Source organism: Humisphaera borealis, assembly GCF_015169395.1.
Taxonomy (GTDB): domain Bacteria; phylum Planctomycetota; class Phycisphaerae; order Tepidisphaerales; family Tepidisphaeraceae; genus Humisphaera; species Humisphaera borealis.
Genome location: NZ_CP063458.1, coordinates 5,603,985 through 5,623,007 on the forward strand (window position 1 = coordinate 5,603,985; position 19,023 = coordinate 5,623,007).

12 protein-coding genes are annotated in these 19,023 nt (G+C 62.9%); 7 read left to right on the forward strand and 5 right to left on the reverse strand.

Annotated features, from left to right (window positions below):
* Positions 1 to 13 precede the first annotated feature (13 nt).
* Positions 14 to 361: a hypothetical protein gene (locus tag IPV69_RS21070; RefSeq protein ID WP_206291696.1), complete on the forward strand. Its 348-nt coding sequence runs from the start codon at positions 14 to 16 to the stop codon at positions 359 to 361.
* A 23-nt stretch (positions 362 to 384) separates the two neighbouring features.
* On the opposite strand, the gene IPV69_RS21075 is transcribed toward IPV69_RS21070, so the two are convergent.
* The gene (locus IPV69_RS21075) at positions 385 to 2,283 is read right to left on the reverse strand and encodes a PQQ-dependent sugar dehydrogenase (RefSeq protein ID WP_206291697.1); all 1,899 of its coding nucleotides are present in this window, start codon (positions 2,281 to 2,283) and stop codon (positions 385 to 387) included.
* Positions 2,284 to 2,512: 229 nt separating this feature from the next.
* Positions 2,513 to 3,121, reverse strand: a complete 609-nt coding sequence (locus IPV69_RS21080) for a class I SAM-dependent methyltransferase (RefSeq protein WP_206291698.1) — start codon at positions 3,119 to 3,121, stop codon at positions 2,513 to 2,515.
* A 449-nt stretch (positions 3,122 to 3,570) separates the two neighbouring features.
* Between IPV69_RS21080 and IPV69_RS21085 the strand changes: the two genes are divergently transcribed.
* Positions 3,571 to 3,822: a hypothetical protein gene (locus IPV69_RS21085; protein ID WP_206291699.1), complete on the forward strand. Its 252-nt coding sequence runs from the start codon at positions 3,571 to 3,573 to the stop codon at positions 3,820 to 3,822.
* A gap of 202 nt (positions 3,823 to 4,024) precedes the next feature.
* A complete protein-coding gene (gene gatC, locus IPV69_RS21090) occupies positions 4,025 to 4,345 on the forward strand; it encodes an Asp-tRNA(Asn)/Glu-tRNA(Gln) amidotransferase subunit GatC (protein ID WP_206291700.1) in 321 nt (106 codons plus the stop codon).
* A gap of 147 nt (positions 4,346 to 4,492) precedes the next feature.
* Here gatC and IPV69_RS21095 read toward each other — a convergent pair whose 3' ends face one another.
* From IPV69_RS21095 to IPV69_RS21105, 3 genes are all read right to left on the reverse strand, one after another.
* A complete protein-coding gene (locus tag IPV69_RS21095) occupies positions 4,493 to 8,761 on the reverse strand; it encodes a PVC-type heme-binding CxxCH protein (RefSeq protein WP_206291701.1) in 4,269 nt (1,422 codons plus the stop codon).
* Between the two features lie 97 nt (positions 8,762 to 8,858).
* Positions 8,859 to 10,055 carry a XylR family transcriptional regulator gene (locus IPV69_RS21100; protein ID WP_206291702.1) on the reverse strand — a complete coding sequence of 399 codons (1,197 nt, stop codon included), beginning with the start codon at positions 10,053 to 10,055 and terminating at the stop codon, positions 8,859 to 8,861.
* 86 nt (positions 10,056 to 10,141) lie between these two features.
* Complete coding sequence (locus IPV69_RS21105) at positions 10,142 to 11,266, reverse strand: Gfo/Idh/MocA family protein (RefSeq protein ID WP_206291703.1); 1,125 nt, start codon at positions 11,264 to 11,266, stop codon at positions 10,142 to 10,144.
* A 370-nt stretch (positions 11,267 to 11,636) separates the two neighbouring features.
* Here IPV69_RS21105 and IPV69_RS21110 point away from each other — a divergent pair, with 370 nt between their 5' ends.
* The 4 genes from IPV69_RS21110 to IPV69_RS21125 all read left to right on the forward strand — a co-directional run bounded on the left by IPV69_RS21110 (position 11,637) and on the right by IPV69_RS21125 (position 19,018).
* The gene (locus IPV69_RS21110) at positions 11,637 to 12,176 is read left to right on the forward strand and encodes a sigma-70 family RNA polymerase sigma factor (protein WP_206291704.1); all 540 of its coding nucleotides are present in this window, start codon (positions 11,637 to 11,639) and stop codon (positions 12,174 to 12,176) included.
* Between the two features lie 51 nt (positions 12,177 to 12,227).
* The gene (locus IPV69_RS21115; RefSeq protein WP_206291705.1) at positions 12,228 to 13,871 is read left to right on the forward strand and encodes a FecR family protein; all 1,644 of its coding nucleotides are present in this window, start codon (positions 12,228 to 12,230) and stop codon (positions 13,869 to 13,871) included.
* A gap of 78 nt (positions 13,872 to 13,949) precedes the next feature.
* Positions 13,950 to 17,342: a DUF1549 domain-containing protein gene (locus IPV69_RS21120; RefSeq protein WP_206291706.1), complete on the forward strand. Its 3,393-nt coding sequence runs from the start codon at positions 13,950 to 13,952 to the stop codon at positions 17,340 to 17,342.
* Between the two features lie 200 nt (positions 17,343 to 17,542).
* On the forward strand, positions 17,543 to 19,018 hold the full coding sequence (locus tag IPV69_RS21125) for a DUF1501 domain-containing protein (RefSeq protein ID WP_206291707.1): 1,476 nt from the start codon (positions 17,543 to 17,545) through the stop codon (positions 19,016 to 19,018).
* Positions 19,019 to 19,023 lie beyond the last annotated feature (5 nt).

Below are 19,023 nucleotides of genomic sequence, written 5' to 3' on the forward strand. Positions count from 1 at the left end.
AGACCGGTGCCAAATGCTGCCGAGACGGACCGAACTGCCACTCCTGCTGCGAACGCCGACGAAGTTTGTCGGCCGTTACTGGCTACCGCTGCTGATTCTGCTGATCGGGGCGACCGCCGATGCCATCACGACGCATGCCAACTCGGTCGCTTATGGAGCCGGGATCGAAGTGCACCCGGTACAGCGGTGGATGTTTGAGCTTGTTGGAAACGACGTTGGTGTTCCGCTGGCCAAGTGCCTTCAGGTCGGATTCGTCGTTTTTGTCGCGGCGATCTGGAAGAGGTGGTGCCCGTGGGTACTCGGCGGGTGCGGCGGACTCTATGGCCTGGCCGCCGCGAGCAACCACTTTCTGTGGCTCTGAGCGAGTGTCCGTCTTCCTGGGCGTCAGTCTTCCCGGGCGTCGTCGCCTTCGGGTTTTGCGATGTGTTTGCCGGCTGGCGTCTCATGCAGGCCCATTCCCAGCCCGACCTTCTCGCGGTAGACGCGCGAGGAAACGCCCTGAGGTTTCGCGCGGAGCAACGTAACGCGTTTGCCGCCGAATTCCGCGACGTAGAGATGGCCGTTCACCGGGTGCTGGACGAGGTCGAGCGGATCGGCGAATCCGAAAAGTCCGTCGATGCCGGTGACCATTTCGCCGAAGGAGCCGTCGCGGCCGGGCAGGAACAGACAGACGTCCTTGCCGCCGGAGTAGCGGCAAACCATCAGCGCGCCGTCGATGGGCAAAGTGCGGCCGGAACCCTTGTATTCGATGATGCCGCAGGGCGAGATGTTGCTGCCGAACTCGGCGACAGGCGGTTTCCAGCGCGACTGCGGCAGGATGCCCACCGGATAGCGATTGACCTCGATCGGATCGATCCCGTCGGTGGGATTTCCGCCCATTAACACGTATTCGCCGCGGGAAGGATTGGGATGTCCGTAGTACCGGCCGGGCTCGATCCGCGCCAGGTGGTCAGGAATGGTTAGACGAACGTTGTGCAGGGCAGGGATGTCGCGCTTGGGCGACTCCGGCGTGTTACCGCCGGCCGCCGAACCATTGATCGGCGCCATGAGCTTGCCGTCGCGCGTCCAGACCAGGTCGTACGCGTTGCGGACGCCGGATGCGTAGACGGTGACAGGGGCACCCGGCGCGAACGGGTTGTACGGACCGCCACCGTCATCGGTACGGATATCGATCGTCCTCTGGCCGATCGCAGCCAGGTCGATCCGCATGACGCAAGCCGACAGCTTGCGCTCGGGGCGATTGCCCCAGGTGGCGTCGGCATCGCCCATGGCGCTGTTGCTACCGTTCGGCAGGTACAGCGCGCCGTCCGGCCCGAACGCCGGTTGGTTGTTGAGGTGGTCCCGCGCCGCACGCGGGAAGCCCACCAGTACGTCCTGGTAATGATCGAGCGTCGCGCCTGTGAGGCGGCTCAGCTTGCCGGTCCAGTCGTCGGCAGCGGTACGCGTGGACTGTCCGTGACTGACATAGAGGACCGGTGCACCAGGCGTACTGTCGGGGTCGAAGCAGATGCCGGTAATCAATCGATCGCCGCCGTTGGCGCGATGCACCGTCTCGATGACGTCGACTGAGGCGATCGTGCCATCGCTGTGGAGCGAACAGCGCAGGAGGTCGCCGGTGTAGGTGGCCGCGTAGAGGTCGCCATCGGGGCCGACCGCGACGGCGGTGTACATGCGACCCGCGGTGAGCGGCAGTTCGATCTTCTCGAACGCCACCGGCATCGTCGATGCTTCGCCTGCGCCACCGGTGGTGAAACCGGTTCTGAACGGTTTGAACGAAGCGCCCGCGGTATCCTTCAGCGCGGGGAGAATCTCGAAGCGGTAATACGTGTTTGGCGACAGGGCCTGCTCGGGCTGCAAGACCAGCGCGTCGCCGGCGGCGGACGTGTTCACCCTGGCGGGCACAATCCAACTGTCGAGCTTGCGAATCAGGCGCACGGACCCGGAGTTCACAGTGGCGGCGTCAACCACGTACCCGGCGTTGGGAAGCATGACGTCAACGGCGATGAAGCTGTTGCAGGAGATGACCCCTTCGGACGGGTTGGGCCTGGCCGTCGTCACGAAAGGGTGTTCAAGCTTGGCATAGCCGGGAACGACATTGTTCAGGACGGAGGTCTTGATGCCCGAACCGCGCAAATAGAACAGGAAGGGGGCGACGATCAGGGACAATGCCAGTAGCACCGCAAGCGCTGCGATCCATAGCTTGCGTCGACGACCACCGGTACGGGTCGGCTGTTCCCGCCCTTTTGAGGATTCGTCAGGTTTGCTTGGACTAAAGGCGGTCATGAAGGACTCAGATACAAGACGCACTCCTGGCAACGGAACCAGAGCCGATACACACCGGCTGGAGGGCGACACCTGATTATCGGACTTTCGGGCCTTCCAAGTCCATGTGAGATTCACATGTTCCCGAGAAAATCTCGGGCACTCGAGCTAGCGGAACTCCAGTTGCCTGTGCGACTTGATCGCCGACGTCTGCCTGACCGGGACGCTACTCGCGATGGAGGCGCGCCTCTCATTTCGAAGGCACATCGCCTGCCGGTTTTGAAGTCGGGCGCGAAGGGTCGGGTTTCTCGAACACGAGCAAATGCTGTTGAGGAAGACCTTTTACATTCTCAACAAAGCGCAACCCGACGGACTGCATCTCAAGCCGCGCCTGCGCCTCGCTCATTTTATGGAGCGGCTTTATGAAGACGCGAGGGTCCTCGGCGCGGTACTCAATCTGAATCACTCTTCCGCCAGGCTTGAGCGACTTAACGATGGCAACCATCATTTCCTGCGGATATTCGAACTCGTGATAAGCATCGACGAACAGAACCACATCCACGCCGCCTTCCGGAAGCTTCGGATCGCTCTCCGCGCCGAGCACCGGCTCTACGTTTTTGACCCCCTTCTCCTTCGACTTCTTCCCAATGATGGCAAGCATTTCCGGCTGGATGTCGACGGCGAGCACCCGGCCCTGTGGCACCTTCTCGGCGATGCGGAAGCTGAAGTATCCCGAGCCTGCCCCAATGTCCGCCACGACGTCGGTGGGCTTGAGGTTCATCAGCTCGATCGCCTGGCGGGGACGCTCTTCCTTCTCGCGTTCCGGCCGTTCGAGCCAGTCGGCGCCCAGATGGCCCATCACCTTGGCGATTTCCCGCCCGTGGTACACCTTCCCGATGCCATCGATCGAAGGTTTCCGGGTCGTGTAGGCCGGCTGGGTCGCCGGTCGAGTGGCGGGGGCCGCGGGCTCGGCGGCTACCGCAACGATCCACCCCGCCCAAAGGCTCGTGACCGCAGCAGCAATCGAGCATACGCGCAAAGCGGAAAGGTGTAGTTTCGATGGCATCTGTACACTTTATCCACTTATCCCACATCCAGACAGTCTTTCATCCCGCGACACAAATACGCGTTGTGTCTACAAAAGTACGTCGCGTGAGATCACACGGATAGGGATTGCCCGAATGCCTGTTTTTTGGCTACACATAAGGTGAAACGACGCTTACACTACGGCGCGAGCCTTGCACCTCGGCTCATGTGTGGTGTTTTGAATCTGAATAGGAGCCGCCCTGACGGCGGCGAAAGTGAACTATGGCAAAACGTGCAGTCATTCGGTTGCAGCTCGACGTCGCGGCAAAACAGCAGCTCGACAAGCTTTGTGAGCGACGCGGTATGACCCAGATTGCCGTTCTTTCGCGCCTCGTGAAGTGGTTCGGCCGGCAGGATGAAGTGGTCCAAGCCTCCGTCCTCGGACTCCTCTCCGATGAAATGCTGGGTGACCTGTCACAAGTCCTTCTCAAGCGACTTGCGGCAATCAGCGAATCTCACCGCAAAGGTGAGTAGGCGAGCGTCCAGGTTTCGTTCCTAATTCAGCGATCAGGTCACTGCCGCGAACCGGACTCATCCGGCTCGCGGTGGTTCTATTTGGGGTGGTCTAACGCGAGGTTCTGCAGGTCGGTTGGCCTGATGCCAGCCGATCCTGATTTCTCACCTTTGGCCAGCCCGGCGGCTTTCACGAGATTCGCCGCTGAGGTAAAAGTCGGCGATGAGCTCAACCCGTCACTCGATCACCGTCGACGATGTCAGGAAAGTCGCCCGCCTGGCGCGGTTGTCCATTCCCGACACGGATCTGCCCGCGATCACCGCGAAGCTCGAGCCCATTCTCGGCTACATCGAACAACTCAACGAGGTGGACACTGCCGGCGTCGCCGCGATGGCCCACGTCGTGCCGCTGCACAACGTGCTGCGCGAGGACACGATCGAGCCAGCGCTGGGACTTGAGGCGACCCTCCGAAATGCGCCTGAAACGGACGGTCCGTTCTTCAAGGTGCCGAAAGTGATCGGAGAGGAAGACTCCGCCGGATAACAACGGGCAGCGTCTGGGGCTTGAACGCCGGTTGATCCACGTTCCAAACGCAGGACACCAGGATCGGATGACAAATGTCGTCCGATCCTGGTGTCTTTGCGTCTCACACAACCCGCCGACGCGAGGCGGCAGTTTCTTGACGTCAAATCAGTGTTTCACCTTGCTCGTCGCCATGTACTCCATCAGGTCGGTGAGATCCTCCGGCGGGAGGGCTTCAAACCCTTCGGGCATCACGGATTTCTCCGAGGCGGTCAGGCTCTTCAGCTGGCTCCGCTGGATGGCGTGAACGGCACCGGTGGCATCAATGATCTCGATCGAAGTCTGGCTTTCCGACATCAGCCTGCCGGTCAGCACGTCGTCCTCGGTCCGGGCCGACCACTGGCGGAAGTTGCCTTCGACCGACCGGTTGGGATCGAGCACGTCGATCATCACGTCCGATTTCGGGCGAGCGCCAATGCCCGTCAGGTCCGGGCCGACCACGCCGCCTTTGCCTTCCATGTGATGGCAGACCTGGCAGTTCTTCTCGAACACCAGTTTGCCCTTGGCAACGTCGCCGGTTTTCGACGCCAGGGGAATCAGCTTGTCGACGATCGCCTTTCGATCGGCGGAGACGGCCTGCCCGGTGCTCTTCTGGAGCTGCTTGGCAAGGTTTGAGATGTCGCGGTCAGGGTGTCCTGTTAGCGCTTGCCACTGTTGCGGCAGCACGTCCTTGGGGTTCACCGTGCCTGCCTTCACGCCGGCCAGCAGCGATCGCGTCCAGGGCTCGCGCCGCAGGAGGGTGGGCAGCACGATCTTCTGGGCCGTCGGGGTCATGCCGGTCCACTTGGCAATCAGTGCATCGCCGACGGCCGGACTGCGGCTGTCGCCGATCGCCTGCAGCAATGCCGTCTGGACGGCTGGCAGCGACTGCGGGTTGACGTGAGCAAGGATGGCGGCGACGTGATCGGGTGTATCGGACACCGCGATGAGCCTGCGGGCCGCCTCGGCACGTTGCTCGGGCTGGGCCTTGGCATTGTCGAGCGTGGATCGCAGCTCCTTGATGACCGAAGCGAGCGTGTCGCCGAAGACATCGGTCCTGCCCCACTTCACCGCCAGCGCGAGAAGTCGATCACGACCGGCCGGAGGCAACGCAGACATGACCGCCTGCAGATTTGCGGCATCATCGCCGGCCAGTTCCGGTGCCGAAGCCTTGCCTTCCGGCCAGCTCCCGGCCAGGGCATCGATCACGATCGTGGCGATCTGCGGCTGGGCAGTCCTGAGCGACGCCAGCGTGGCGACGACGGACTCCTTTGGTGCCCGCTGGGCGTAATGGGAGATGACCGCACTGAGGACTTCACCGGTCGCTCCAGGCAGTTTGGCAACACCGCCACCAACCTTGGTCAGCTCGATGTCGTCGTAGTACGCGACCCCGGTCGCGTGGCCCCATCCGCCGAACAGACAGTTGATGGAGACCGTATCGCGGGATCCGCTGTCGAAGGTGATTTCCACCTTCGTCCAGTCGCTGTTGCCAGCGACCGGCTTGGTCTTGAAGTCGCTTCCGTGAACGTTCAATAGCGCGCCCATGCCGCCGCGGACAGCTTTGACGTTCTCGGTCTTGATCCAGGCACTAAGGCGGTACTTGGCGCGCGGCTCCACTTTGACATCGACATACCAACTCGTATCGCTTCCCTTGTCGGACCGCAGGACCACGGAGTTCTTACCCGTACGCGCGACGGTGGTGGACAGTTCCTGCGTCGCTTCGCCGCTGTAGTGGCGAGCCCGCCAGCCGCGTGGCTTGCCGCCGGCGGTTTCTTCGAACGAGGCATTCGGGATGAGATTAACCGTGGCCACGGGCTTGGGTTCCACAGTTCCCTCAGGCAGTTTGAACGCCGCGACAGCGGACTGCAGGAAAAAGCTGTCGTGACGGGCCGCGGCGATTGTCGCCGCGTCGATCAGCCAGCGATCCTCACCCACGCCCGACCCGGCGACGGCTTCGTACACCGCTTGTGCGGCGGTGGCACTGGCGGTGGGGACTTCAGCAACCGCCAGGAGCGCGCTCTTGCGCACCTGCGGGGCCGGGTCAATCAGCAGCTTGCCCGCAAGCAGGGCGGCCAGGCCGGCTTCGTTGCGGGGAAACGCATCCACGGCGGCTTTGCGTACGCCGGCCGACGGGTGCCGAAGGGCGGCTACGACGGCGGCCGTCGCATCGGGGTTCGACCCGTCCAGCAGCCCCAAGCCCTGCATTGTCCAAAGGCTGTGGATCGCGGCCGGGTTCAGGCCGATGGCGTCAACGGTTCTGTCGCCGGCAAGCTTATACAGATGTTCCGCAATCGACTTGTCCCCTCGTTCCACGATCAGCCGCTGTGCCTGCATGCGCCAGAACTGGTTGTCGCTCATCAGCGCCGCGACCAGATCATCCGGTGTCGCCTTGGAGAGGTCGAACGTGCGGCTCGGCTTGCCGTCCTTTGCGACTAGGCGGTAGATCCGGCCGTGCGTCTTGTCGCGCAGGTTGGTCTCATAGGCGCCGCCCTTGCCGCGCTCAAAGCCCTGCGGGATCGGGTTGTGCTGGACAATAAAGTTGTACCAGTCGATCACCCATAGCTGCCCATCAGGACCGACGTCGGCAAAGATGGGGGCAGTCCATTCATCGGTGCTCGCCAGGGTGCTTCCGTCATTGCGGGCGATGAACCCCGCGCCCTGCGGCTGCAACAGGAACTGGCCGACAATGTGGCCGGTGCCTTCGGTGACGAACGCGGTCCGGTTCCAGTAGTAGCTCGGCCATGTCCGGGCGGTGTACAGCGAATGCCCTGCGGCGGCGGTGTAGTTGCCGTGATGGTCGACCTGCCGCACCTGGTCGGTCGCGACGAACATCTTCGGCAGGTCCATGATCGGCTCCAGCCGCTTGACCGTCAGGCCGCGAACCGTCTCGTAAGCGCGGTTCGGGATGTGCAGGTAGAAGCTCGGGTGGCCGTTGGCGGTCGACGCGAACAGGTGGCCTTCCTCGCTGAAGCCCAGGCCCCACGCGTTATTCGTGAGCGACCCGAGGAACTCCAGCTTGGTGCCGTCCGGCTTCATTCGCCAGATGCCGTTGCCGAAGCGGAGCGACTTTCCGTCGATCACGCCGTTGAACCCGGAGTAACCGACGATGCCATAGACCCAATTGTCCGGGCCCCAGCGGAGGCTGCTCGGGCCGGCGTGCGTGTCGTTGGTGCCCCAGCCGGTGAACAGGGTCTGGCGTACGTCTGCCTTACCGTCGCCGTCGGTATCCTTAAGGAACAGCATGTCCGGCGCCTGGGCGACGATGATGCCGCCATTGAACGGGAGGATGCTGGTCGGGATCGACAGCTTCTCGGCGAACACAGTGAACTTGTCGGCGACGCCATCGCCATCGGTGTCTTCAACGATGCTGATGCGGTCGCGTCCCTTGCCGGGTTCCTGCAGTTCGTTCGGATAGTCGAACGTTTCCGAGATCCAGAGCCGACCACGCTCGTCCCAGTTCATCGCGATGGGCTTGAAGATCTTGGGTTCCGACGCGAACAGCTTGGCCTCAATGCCCGCAGGGGTGATGAGGTGCTTCATCGATTCTTCCGGCGGAACCGGCTTCTGAATCTTGGTGATCAGTGCCCCGGTCTGCCCCCACTGCTTGGCGGCGATGTAATTCGGTGCCTTGCCTTCGCCGTATTCGAACGGCTTGAGCTTTGTCGGCGGCTGCAACGCCCAGTCGCCAGCGCTCCAGCGCATCCCACGCTCGATCAGGTTGATGAAGTCGGCATTGCCCCAGGTCCGTTCGTCGTGCCCCCAGGCGGTGTAAAACACGCGGCCTTTGCCTTCGGTGCGGGTCCAGGTGTACGGCTCCTTGCCGTCCTTGTCCTCGCGGACCGACAGCACGGTACGGCCGGCCTCATTGTGCATGGTGTGGACGTAGGTCTCGTCCCAGCTCTCGATGGGCTTGAGGTCCTTCAGCAGTTCGCTGTCGGGCTTGACGTGGGTCTCCTTGAAGACGCCGGTGCCGTGCTTCTGGAAACGCCCGCCGGTCAGCGCGGTCAGCGGAGCGGAGTTAAGGAAGCAGTAGCTGCCGCAATGCAGAACCGCGTAGCCGCCGCCGCTGCTGACATAGTCGAGAATCGCCTTCTCGGCTTCGGGGGTGACCTTGGTGATGTTGGCATAGAGCGCGATCGCGTCGAACCGCTTGAGGTTCTCGGGCGTGATCTGCGACAGTTCGTCGACGTACGTCATATCGACGCCGCGACGGGTCATCTCCGTGACGACCTGGCGAAAACGTTCCAGCGGCTTGTGATGACCGTCATCGCCGAGGAAGAGCACCTTCACCCGGCGGGGGGCCGCCTCGGTGGGGGCATCTGCGCGAACTCCGAGCAGAGGCATCAGCGCCACAACACCCAGGAGACCCACTATGGTGAAAAGTTTGAATATCTTCATATGAGGACTCGACTGTTGGCCAAACGATTGTCTGTTCCGAGCTCCGCTCCGTGTCGCGGCTGACCGCACAGCCGAGAGCGAAGCCGCGGACACTTTCCTATCTACCGCGGTGCTGCTTGCGATACTCGCGGGGCGTCATCCCCACGCGCTTTTTGAAAACAACGCTCAGGTACTCCGCGTGCGGGAATCCGATCTTCGCGGACACTTCCACCAGCGAGAGGTCGGTCTCCCGCAACAACTCCTGGGCCCGGTTGATCTGCACGCGATCGATCTCTTCATGCGGGCTGCGGCCGACCAGCTTCTTGAATCGCGATTCCAGCACACGCCGACTCAGCGGCACCCGCTCGACGACATCGTTCACGTCGATCCCGTCGAGTGCGTGTTCCCGGATGAACCGCACCGCGGCCGTGATATCCGGATCGTCGATCGCCAGGACATCACTGCTCGCCCGGGGCATCATGCCCAACGGCGGAACCAGGTGAGGTTTGGCCTCGACGATCTCGCCGCCCATCATCCGATCGAGCAGGGCGGCCGCCTCGTACCCCGTGCGATGGGCGTCGGGGACTACGCTGCTGAGCGGCGGGTCGGAGAGCTCGCAGATCAGTTCGTCGTCGTCCACGCCGATCACTGCGACGTCGTCCGGCACCGCCAGCGACGCTTGCCTGCACGCTTCCAGCACCTGCCGTCCGAGCAAATCGTAGCAGGCCATCACGCCGACCGGTTTCGGCAGCCCGACGAGCCAGCGCGCCAGCCGCGTGCTCTCCTCGATCCATTCGTGGCCGGCACGCGGGACGACGGTCGCGTGCATGACCGCCGGTTCGATCTTTCGTTCCCGGGCAAGCCCGACGAACTGATCTCGCCGCCAGTTCGACCAGTTGAACCGTTCGTCACCGACGAACGCGAGGCTGCGGAAGCCGCGTTCGATCAGGTGTTCAAAACCCGCTTTCGCGATCGCCTGGTCGTCCGTCTCGACCCACGGAATGCCGGGAACCAGGTTCGCGGCGCTGACATCCACCACGGGCAGTCCAGACCGCGTGACCACGTCGGCGATACGCGGGTTTTCAATCCGGGCGATAATGCCGTCGCCCTGCCAATGGTCCAGCCAGGCCGGCGGCTCATCCCCGCGCGCCTGCTCGGCCAGATAAGTGCTCCAGGGCCGATGCTCACGGACATACCCGACGATGCCTCGCAGCAAACCACGGGCGTACTCGTTGCTGGTCTCCACCAACAACGCGACGACCTTCCGGCGACGGCCGTTGGTCGGAGCGACGGAGGATCTTTGATTAGCGTTCAACGCAATCGTCCGTTCGCTTTTTCACCACGCGTCGCGTCGAACGGCGAGTTGCCCTCCGTGTCTCCGTGCCTCCGTGGTGATATCTTTTAGAGCTGCGGAATCGCCACCCGATCGCCGCCTTTCATGGCGCTTTCGTGGGCACAGATGCCGACGAGCGTCCAGTTTGCGCTTGTCGGAGCGTCCGGGAACGCCGGCTGTCTGCCTAGGCAGGCCATCAGGAAGTTGTGAGCCAGGTGCGGATGGCTGCCGCCGTGCCCGGCACCTTGCAGGAAGCTCAGGTGCGTTGCGTCGTGGATCGCGCCGGTGTACTTGCGGATCGGGTCCGGGAGCCGGCCGGCAAAGTCGGGCACGCCGACGCGCTTGGGAATCTCATTCTCCGGCAGACCGCGCATGTGCAGCACCGGCTTTTCGTTCTCCAGTTGCTGCCACTCGAAGCTCACGTTGCTGCCGGTGACGTCAAAGCTCTCGCGGTACTGCCGGGCGGCGTCGAACAGCGAGCGGGTGACCTCGGCGACAACGTCTGAATCCTTGATCTTGAACGTCGCCGTCTCGATCGCGAACGGGCTGTTGTACTTCTTGATCATCTCCTCGCGGATACGCCCCGAGCCGTGGCAGACCACGCTCTCGGCCATCGCAATTTGCCCCTTGGCGGGGTCCGACAGGATCGCGAGGCACGGGCTGACGCAGTGGGTCGCGTACCACATCGGCGGAAGCCCCGGCCAGTAGCCGGGCCAGCCGTCCATGTCCTGCACGTGGCTGCCGCGAAGGAACTGGATGCGGCCGAGCGTGCCGCGGTCGTAAAGGTCTTTCGCGAAGAGATACTCGCGGCTGTAGACCACGGTCTCCATCATAATGTAGACCTTGCCGCTGGCCTTCTGCGCTTCAATGATCTTCTTGCAGTCCTCGGCGCTGGTCGCCATCGGCACCGTGCACGCGACGTGCTTGCCGGCATTGAGGGCGGCGATGCTCATCCATGCGTGGTCAGGGATCGGGCTGTTGATGTGGACCGCATCGATGTTCGGGTCCTTCAGCATCTCCGCGTAGTCTTTGTAGCGGGCCTTGATGCCGAACTTATCGCCGCAGGCGTCTAGGCCGGCCTGATCGCGGCGGTTGATGGCGTACATCTCGGCGTCGGGGTGGTCCTGGTAGATGGGGATAAACTCGGCACCGAAACCCAGACCGGTAATCGCGACGCGAATCTTCCTGGACATGTGCTCGTTCCCGAAAATCAGATGTTGTGGCTCACAGACTTGTCCCTCCGCCGAGAGGGTACCGAACCTTGCGAAACAGGTTGCGGTCGGGCCGCACGAGCCTTGAGTGCAGCGACTGATGATAAAGTACCGTGCCTCTACCCGTCCGCGATGAGATTTTGCGAAGTATTCTTGAGATTTATCACCGAACCGAGGGCAATCGATGCTCATTACATCCATGGACAGCAGTCCATGGGTTTCGAATGACCACGGACTGCTGTCCATGGGCGTTGAACTGGAGCAATTGAATGAACTTTCGCGCGTCGATTCGGTTTTCCGGTGACCGTATCAACGGTCGGTACGAATAAGTTGTGAACCGTCTGAAGCGCACATGGACGACCCCCAGAAGAAAGCTCGATTCGCCGAACTGCTTCGGGGCAGCCAGTCGCGCCTGCTCGGGTACATCCATGGCCTGGTCCGTGATGTGAATGACGCCGACGATCTGTTCCAGCAGACCGCGGTCATCCTGTGGAACAAGTTTGAAAGCTACGATCCGTCGCGGAGCTTTACCGCCTGGGCGTGCGGCGTGGCGAGGCTGGAGATTTCCAACTTCATCCGAAGTCGAAGCCGCAAGAAACTCTATCTGAGTGACGACCTGAATCTGCTGCTGATCGAGGCGTATACGGAAGTTCCCGAGCAGCCGAACGACGATGAAGAACGCAAGGAGGCCCTGGCCGGCTGTCTGGCCAAGCTCCGCGAGCGCGATCGGGAACTGCTGCTCACCTGTTACACCGGTGAGGACGACATCATCCGCATCGCCGACCGCATCGGCCGATCGAGCCAGAGCGTGCACAACTCGCTGCGGCGAATTCGCGAGGCACTGTACGAATGCGTCAGGCGGACCCTGGCGCAGGAAGCGCACCCGGCGTAGTCGGCTGTGCAATTAGCCGCCACGTACAGCGCTGCGAAAACTGAAAGAACCATGAACCCGCATCCCGACAACCTCACCCCCGCGATCGACTCGATCTCCGAAGAGGTCAAGGTTCTCGTCGACGGCTACCTCACCGACACGCTGAGTTCCACCGACCTGGCTCGCCTTGAGGCAATCCTGCGCGAAGATGTCGCCGCCCGCCGATTCTTCGCCCGATACGCCGAGATCGACCGGGACCTTTACCTGGAAGCACACGCCCGCTCGCAGGCGGATGCGGCACTTCGTCGGATCGGCGTCGCGAATGAAGTCGCGCCGCTGCCGGGCAGGGCAAGGATGTTTCAGATCCGACCGCTGCGCTGGCTCGCCGCCGCGGCAGCGATCGCCGTTGCACTTGGTGTCGGGTTTCTCGCCGCCCGTTCCCAGCAGAACACGCCGGGCGTTGCCGACAGGCAGCCCGTCTCAAGGCCGGCGTCGCAGCCCGCATCCGCCGACGTGGCCTGGCTCGTCAACGCGCAGAATTGCCTCTGGACGAGCGGTTCCGGACCGTCTGACCTGCACGCCGGTACCGTGCTTTCGCTCGATCGCGGCCTGGCGGAACTGAAGTTTCGCTCAGGCGCGGTTCTGTTGCTGGAAGGGCCGGCTATTCTGCAACTGGTGTCCGACAACAGCGCCCGGCTTGAGCGTGGCCGACTGACCGGCAAGGTACACGGCCCGGTCAAGGGTTTTGAGCTTCTTTCGCCGCGTGGCAAGGTCATCGATCTGGGGACCGAGTTCGGCGTTTCCGTTGCCGCTTCGGGCCGGACCGACGTCTACGTCTTCGACGGCAAGGTACAGGCGATCGCGGATGGTGCCAGTGGCAAGGTCACCGACCTGACCCACGACCAGTCCGCCCGCATCGAGGATGGCACGGTCACCCTTCGTCCGGTCGTCGCGTCGGCGGAGGAGTTTGTCCGGCAGATCGTCCCGGCGCCGGTCATCGAACCTCGGACCATGAATCTGAACTTCGGCAAGGGATACGATGGCACGCTTGCCGATGCCCAGGGGATGGGCAGCGGGCTGACCCACCGCCTTCCGGGCACGGGGACGGCCATCTCCCCGTACGACCCGAACCTGTTCGTCAATTCCCAGGAGAGCCAGCTCGAATTGACGACGACCAACAGCGACATCAATCACCAGGTCAACATGCCGACCGGCGAATACGCCGGTGTGCGCCTCGCCGATCTCGGGTTTACGGGCTCGGAAGACTTCGAAGTGCAGATGTTCGTTCCGAACATCCCCGCGCTTCAGAACGTCGGTCAGTTCGGACTCTACGCTGGTGCCAAAAGCGATCGAGTGATTCGAGGCGGGCTGATCAGCCGGAGTGCCGACGGGCAGTACACCCTTTTCATGACCAACAACGACGGCGGTCGCGACGCCAGCTCGCACTTTGTCGGGCTGTTTTCCATGGGGGACGATCTGAGAATTCGGCTGACGCGGACGAACGGCAAGTACGCTTTGACAGTAGCAAATGAAAAGACCGGCGCCAGCAGCACGCTCGCGATCAAGCACCCCGACTTCCTCGACGCCGAAAATGACCTCTACGTCGGCCTGTTCGGCGCCAATACGCGGAGCGAAGTAAGAAAGACGCTGTTAATCAAAGAGTTTTCGGTGACAGTCTGGACGACTCGAACGAATCCCAGTGTCGCCGCCAGGTAGCTGGCCGCGCAGAAATACAACCCGTTGACGACCGCAACCGGTGGGCCGAAGTCCACCCCACATGAACCAAGAATCGATATGACGCTGACCCGCACCATCCGATCGATTGCACTGCTCGCCTCAGCCGCTTTTGCCGGGGTGGGTGGGGCGTCCGCTGCCGAGCCGAAGTTCTCGCCGACGGATGTCGAGTTCTTCGAGAAGCAGGTTCGTCCCGTGCTGGCCGAAAACTGCTTTAAGTGCCACAACGACAAGAAGCAGAAGGGCGGACTCCGCCTCGACGCTCGATCGCTGCTGCTGAAGGGCGGCGACCACGGATCGGCAATTGACACAACGGCACCGACCAAGAGCCTTCTGCTCAAGGCGATCGGCTATGCCGACGACGACATGGCAATGCCACCGTCGGGCAAGCTGCCGCAGGCGCAGATCGACGTGTTGACCAAGTGGGTGAATGCCGGTGCGCCCTGGACGCCGGGCGAAGCCGTTCCGGGAACGGCGGTCGTCCATGCCGAAGACCCCGATGCCCGGGACGCCGACAAGAACCGCGACAAGTGGGCCTACAAGCTGCCGACCGCGCCAGCCGTGCCGGCCGTGAAGGACGCCGCGTTCGTGAAGTCGCCGATCGACGCGTTTGTGCTGGCCAGGATCGAAGAGAAGGGATTGAAGCCCAACGGCCAGGCCGATCGGGTGGCGCTGGTGCGTCGGGCCTTTTACGACCTCCTCGGCCTACCGCCGACACCTGCAGAAGTCGATGCCTTTGTCAGCGATCAATCGCCGGACGCGTGGTCGAAACTGATCGACCGCCTGCTGGCCAGTCCCCAATACGGCGAGCGGTGGGGGCGTCACTGGCTCGATCTGGTGCGCTATGCCGAGACGCACGGGTACGAGCGCGACAGTGCCAAACCGTTCGCCTGGCGGTACCGCGACTACGTCATCAAGAGCTTCAACGACGACAAGCCTTACGACCGGTTCCTCAAGGAACAGATCGCCGGCGACGAGCTCGATACCGTCACCAACGAAAGCATGATCGCCACCGGCTACTACCGCCTGGGCATCTGGGATGACGAGCCGGCCGATCGGCCCCTGGCCCGGTATGACGTCCTCGACGGCATCGTGTCCACGACCGGCTCGGTCGTCCTCGGCATGAGCATCGGTTGCGCCCGCTGTCACGACCACAAGAAGGATCCGATCTCGGCGAAGGACTATTACTCTCTCCTGGCGTTCTTTCAGGACGTCAGCGACATGAACGTCAAGAACACGAAAGTGTTTGCCGACGCCGAGTCCGTCAAGGCGGCTCAGGATGCCGCCGTCGCACAGCGGGCTCGCGAAGCAGACCTCTATCGCCAGACCTATGCGATCGAGCAGTCGTTCCTTGTTGCCGCCAAGGCCAAGGGTATCAACCTTGGCGAGCGAGCGGCGTCCGACCTGACGGACCTGTCGTTCAAGTTCTACCGCGATACCTGGGACAAGCTCCCGGACTTCACCAACCTGAAGTTCGAAGAGAGCGGAGCGATCGGCGACGGCCTGGTCTCGCTGGCGCCGGCTTCACGCAACGAGGCGATCGGCCTCGTGTTCGAAGGCAAGCTGAAGGTGCCGGCCGATGGCGAATACACCTTCCACCTTGCCAGCACTGAAGGCGTTCGACTGCTCGTCGATGGCAAGTCCGTCGTCGATCGTCCGGGCAAGGGAAAACACGCCGGCGACTTCAAGGCCAAGCTCAAGGCCGGCCTGGCGTCCTTCAAGCTCGACTACTTCAACGGCTACGCCAAGCCGCAGTTGTCGCTGTCCTGGAGCGGCGGTGGCTTCGAGAAACGCAGCCTTTCGCAGGAGGCACAGGATGCCGCCGGTGATCGCGTGATCGTCGCCGACTCGCGCGCTGCGGCCCAGGAATGGACGTACCGCGTGACCGATCCGGCCAAGCCCTGGGCCACACCGGAGTTCAAGCTATCCCCCACTTGGAAGGCCGGCCAGGCCCCGTTCGGCACGAATGTGCCCGGCGGCGTGGCACGCACCGAGTGGAAGACCCCGCGCATCTATATTCGCAAGGACTTTGACCTCCAGCAGGTTCCCAAGGCCCTGGCACTCTCCATTCACCACGATGAAGACGTCGAGGTCTACCTGAATGGCGTCTCGGTCTTCAAGGCGACCGGGTTCCTTCGCGAGTACGAGCGTGTCGTACTCCCGCCGGACGCCGTCAAAGCGCTGAGGGTCGGACGAAACGTGTTGGCGGCCGACGTGAAGCAGACCGGCGGCGGACAGTTCATTGACCTTGGCCTGATCGAAGTCGGCGGCTCGGTGCAGACCGGCGCGCTCATCTCTCTTCATGGCGAATCGACGATTGGGGCAGTCAAGACCATCGAGTACGCCCGCCTGACGCGTGAACTCGAACAGAATCGCAAGGCACCCGTCGCGGCGGCTGGAACCGAGATCATGTGCGTGCAGGAGGCGGGGAAGGGACGCCCGACCTATGTGCTGATCCGGGGCAATCCGGGCTCGGAAGGCGAGCAGGTTCAGCCGGCATTCCCGGCCGTACTGACGACGAAGGGATCGACCCCGCCGGCGCTCCCGAAGGCGTCTGCCAACGGCGAGAGCACGGGTAAACGACGAGTGCTCGCCGAATGGCTCGCGAGCGACAAGAACCCGCGGACTGCACGGGTGATGGTCAATCGCGTCTGGCAGTATCACTTCGGCCGGGGTCTTAACGTGTCGCCGAACGAGTTCGGCAACCTCGGCGAAGGGGTCACGCACCCCGAACTGCTCGACTGGCTGGCGAACGACTTCGTCGCCGGCGGATGGAAGCTCAAACGGCTGCACAAGCTGATCATGGGCAGCAGCACCTATCAGATGTCGGCCGTCGCGACGCCGGCGTCGATCGCCGCCGACCCCGCCAACAATCTTTACTGGCGGTTCAACATGCGGCGGTTGGGAGCCGAAGAAGTTCGCGATTCGATGCTCGCAGTGACCGGCAAGATCAACCTGCAACAGTACGGCCCCAGCGTCTATCCGCCGATCCCGCCGGAGGTCTTGGCCGGCCAGAGCCGTCCCGGCAGCGGCTGGGGCAAGGCAACCCCCGAAGAAGCCGCCCGGCGGAGCATTTATGTTCATGTTAAACGGTCGCTTCTGGTGCCGATCCTGTCCTCGCACGATATGGCCGACACCGACAGCAGTTGCCCCGTGCGGTTTACCACCACGGTGCCGACGCAGGCACTGGGCATGATCAACAGCAAGTTCAGCAACGAGCAGGCGGCCGATCTGTCGGCACGGCTGCAGCGTGAAGCGCCCGCCGGCGTTTCCGACCAGGTGAAGCTGGCCGTTCGCCTGACCACGGGGCGGCAACCGACCGAAGCCGAAGTGAAGGGCGACCTGGCGTTCATCGAGCAGTTAAAGAGCAAGGACAAGCTGTCCGACGCCGAGGCGCTGCGGATCTATTGTCTGATGGCTTTGAACGCGAATGAGTTTGTGTATCTGGATTAGTTTTCCCCTCTCCCCTGTACTCGGGCGAGAGGGTTTAGGGTGAGGGGCCGAACGTGAGGCGTCGCGATTCGCGAGAGAACCAAGCGATCGACGATGTTTGAGATGCCCTGCTCGCGATTGAACAACGCCCGACGTTCGGCCCCTCACCCCAACCCTCTCCCCCGAGTACAGGGGAGAGGGAGTAAGAAACGAGAACGACTATGACCTCTTCCAACCAATTCTGCCGTCGGACCCGCCGCGAGTTCCTTTGGGAAAGCGGTGCCGGCTTCGGCGGGGCGGCGCTCGCCGGTATGCTCGCGAAGGACGGCTACTTCAACGCGGCCAGCGCCAATACGGCAGCCGCGCCGGGTGCCGCCAATCCGCTGTCGAATCCCATGGCGCCGCGCAAGGGCACCCTTCCGGGCAAAGCCAAGAGCGTGATCTTCCTGTTCATGTACGGCGGTCCGTCGCAGGTCGATACGTTCGACTACAAGCCCAAGCTCTACCCGCTCGACGGCAAGACGATCGAAGTGAAGACTTTCGGTCGCGGCGGGCACAGGAACCAGGGGCGCGTCGTGGGCCCGAAGTGGCAGTTCAAGCCCTACGGCAAGTGCGGCAAGATGGTCTCCGACCTCTTCCCCCACGTCGGATCGTGCGTGGACGATATCGCGTTCCTTCACAGCATGTACGCCGAGAGCCCTATCCACGGCTCGGCGATGCTGATGATGAACTCCGGCCGTATCCTGTCCGGCCATCCGAGCATGGGCTCCTGGGTGACCTACGGCCTGGGGAGCGAGAATCAGAACCTGCCCGGCTACGTGGTGATGCTCGACAAGACCGGCGGCCCGATCAGCGGCCCCAAGAATTGGTCGAGCGGTTACATGCCCGCGGCGTATCAGGGCGTGGTCGTCAGCGCCAACAAGACGCCGATCTTCAATCTCGAACGCCCCGAAGGCATGTCCGACGCCGTCCAGCGGCGGCTGCTCGACCGGCTGAAGGAGAAGAACGAACTGCACCTTCAGCCGCGCGTCGACAACAGCGAACTGTCGGCCCGAATCGCCAGCTACGAGCTGGCGTACAAGATGCAGATGCACGCGCCGGAGGCCGTCGACTTCTCGAAGGAAACACAGGCGACGATGGACCTCTACGGCATCGACGGCACCCGCACCGAAGACTTCGGCCGCAAGTGCCTGCTCGCCCGGCGGCTGGTCGAGCGTGGCGTGCGATTCATCCAGATCTACTCCGGCGGCGCCCACAACGACGACAACTGGGATGCCCACGGCGACATGGAGATCAACCACAACAAGCACGCCGGCAACACCGACAAGGCGATCGCCGGCCTGCTGAAAGATCTCAAGCAGCGCGGCCTGCTCGATGAGACGATCGTAATCTGGGGCGGCGAGTTCGGCCGCCAGCCCACGGCCGAGTACGCCAAGGGCACCGGCCGCGACCACAACGCCTACGGCTTTACCATGTGGATGGCCGGCGGCGGCATCAAAGGCGGCGTCAGCGTCGGCGAGACGGACGAACTCGGCAGCCAGGCCGTCGTGGACCGCTTCCACGTCAAGAACCTGCACGCCACGGTGCTCCAGCAGATGGGCCTGGACCCCAACCACCTGAGCTACTTCTACAACGGCCTCGATCAGAAGCTGGTCGGCGTGGAGGGGGCGGACCCGATCACGAAGATCATCGCGTAGGGTCC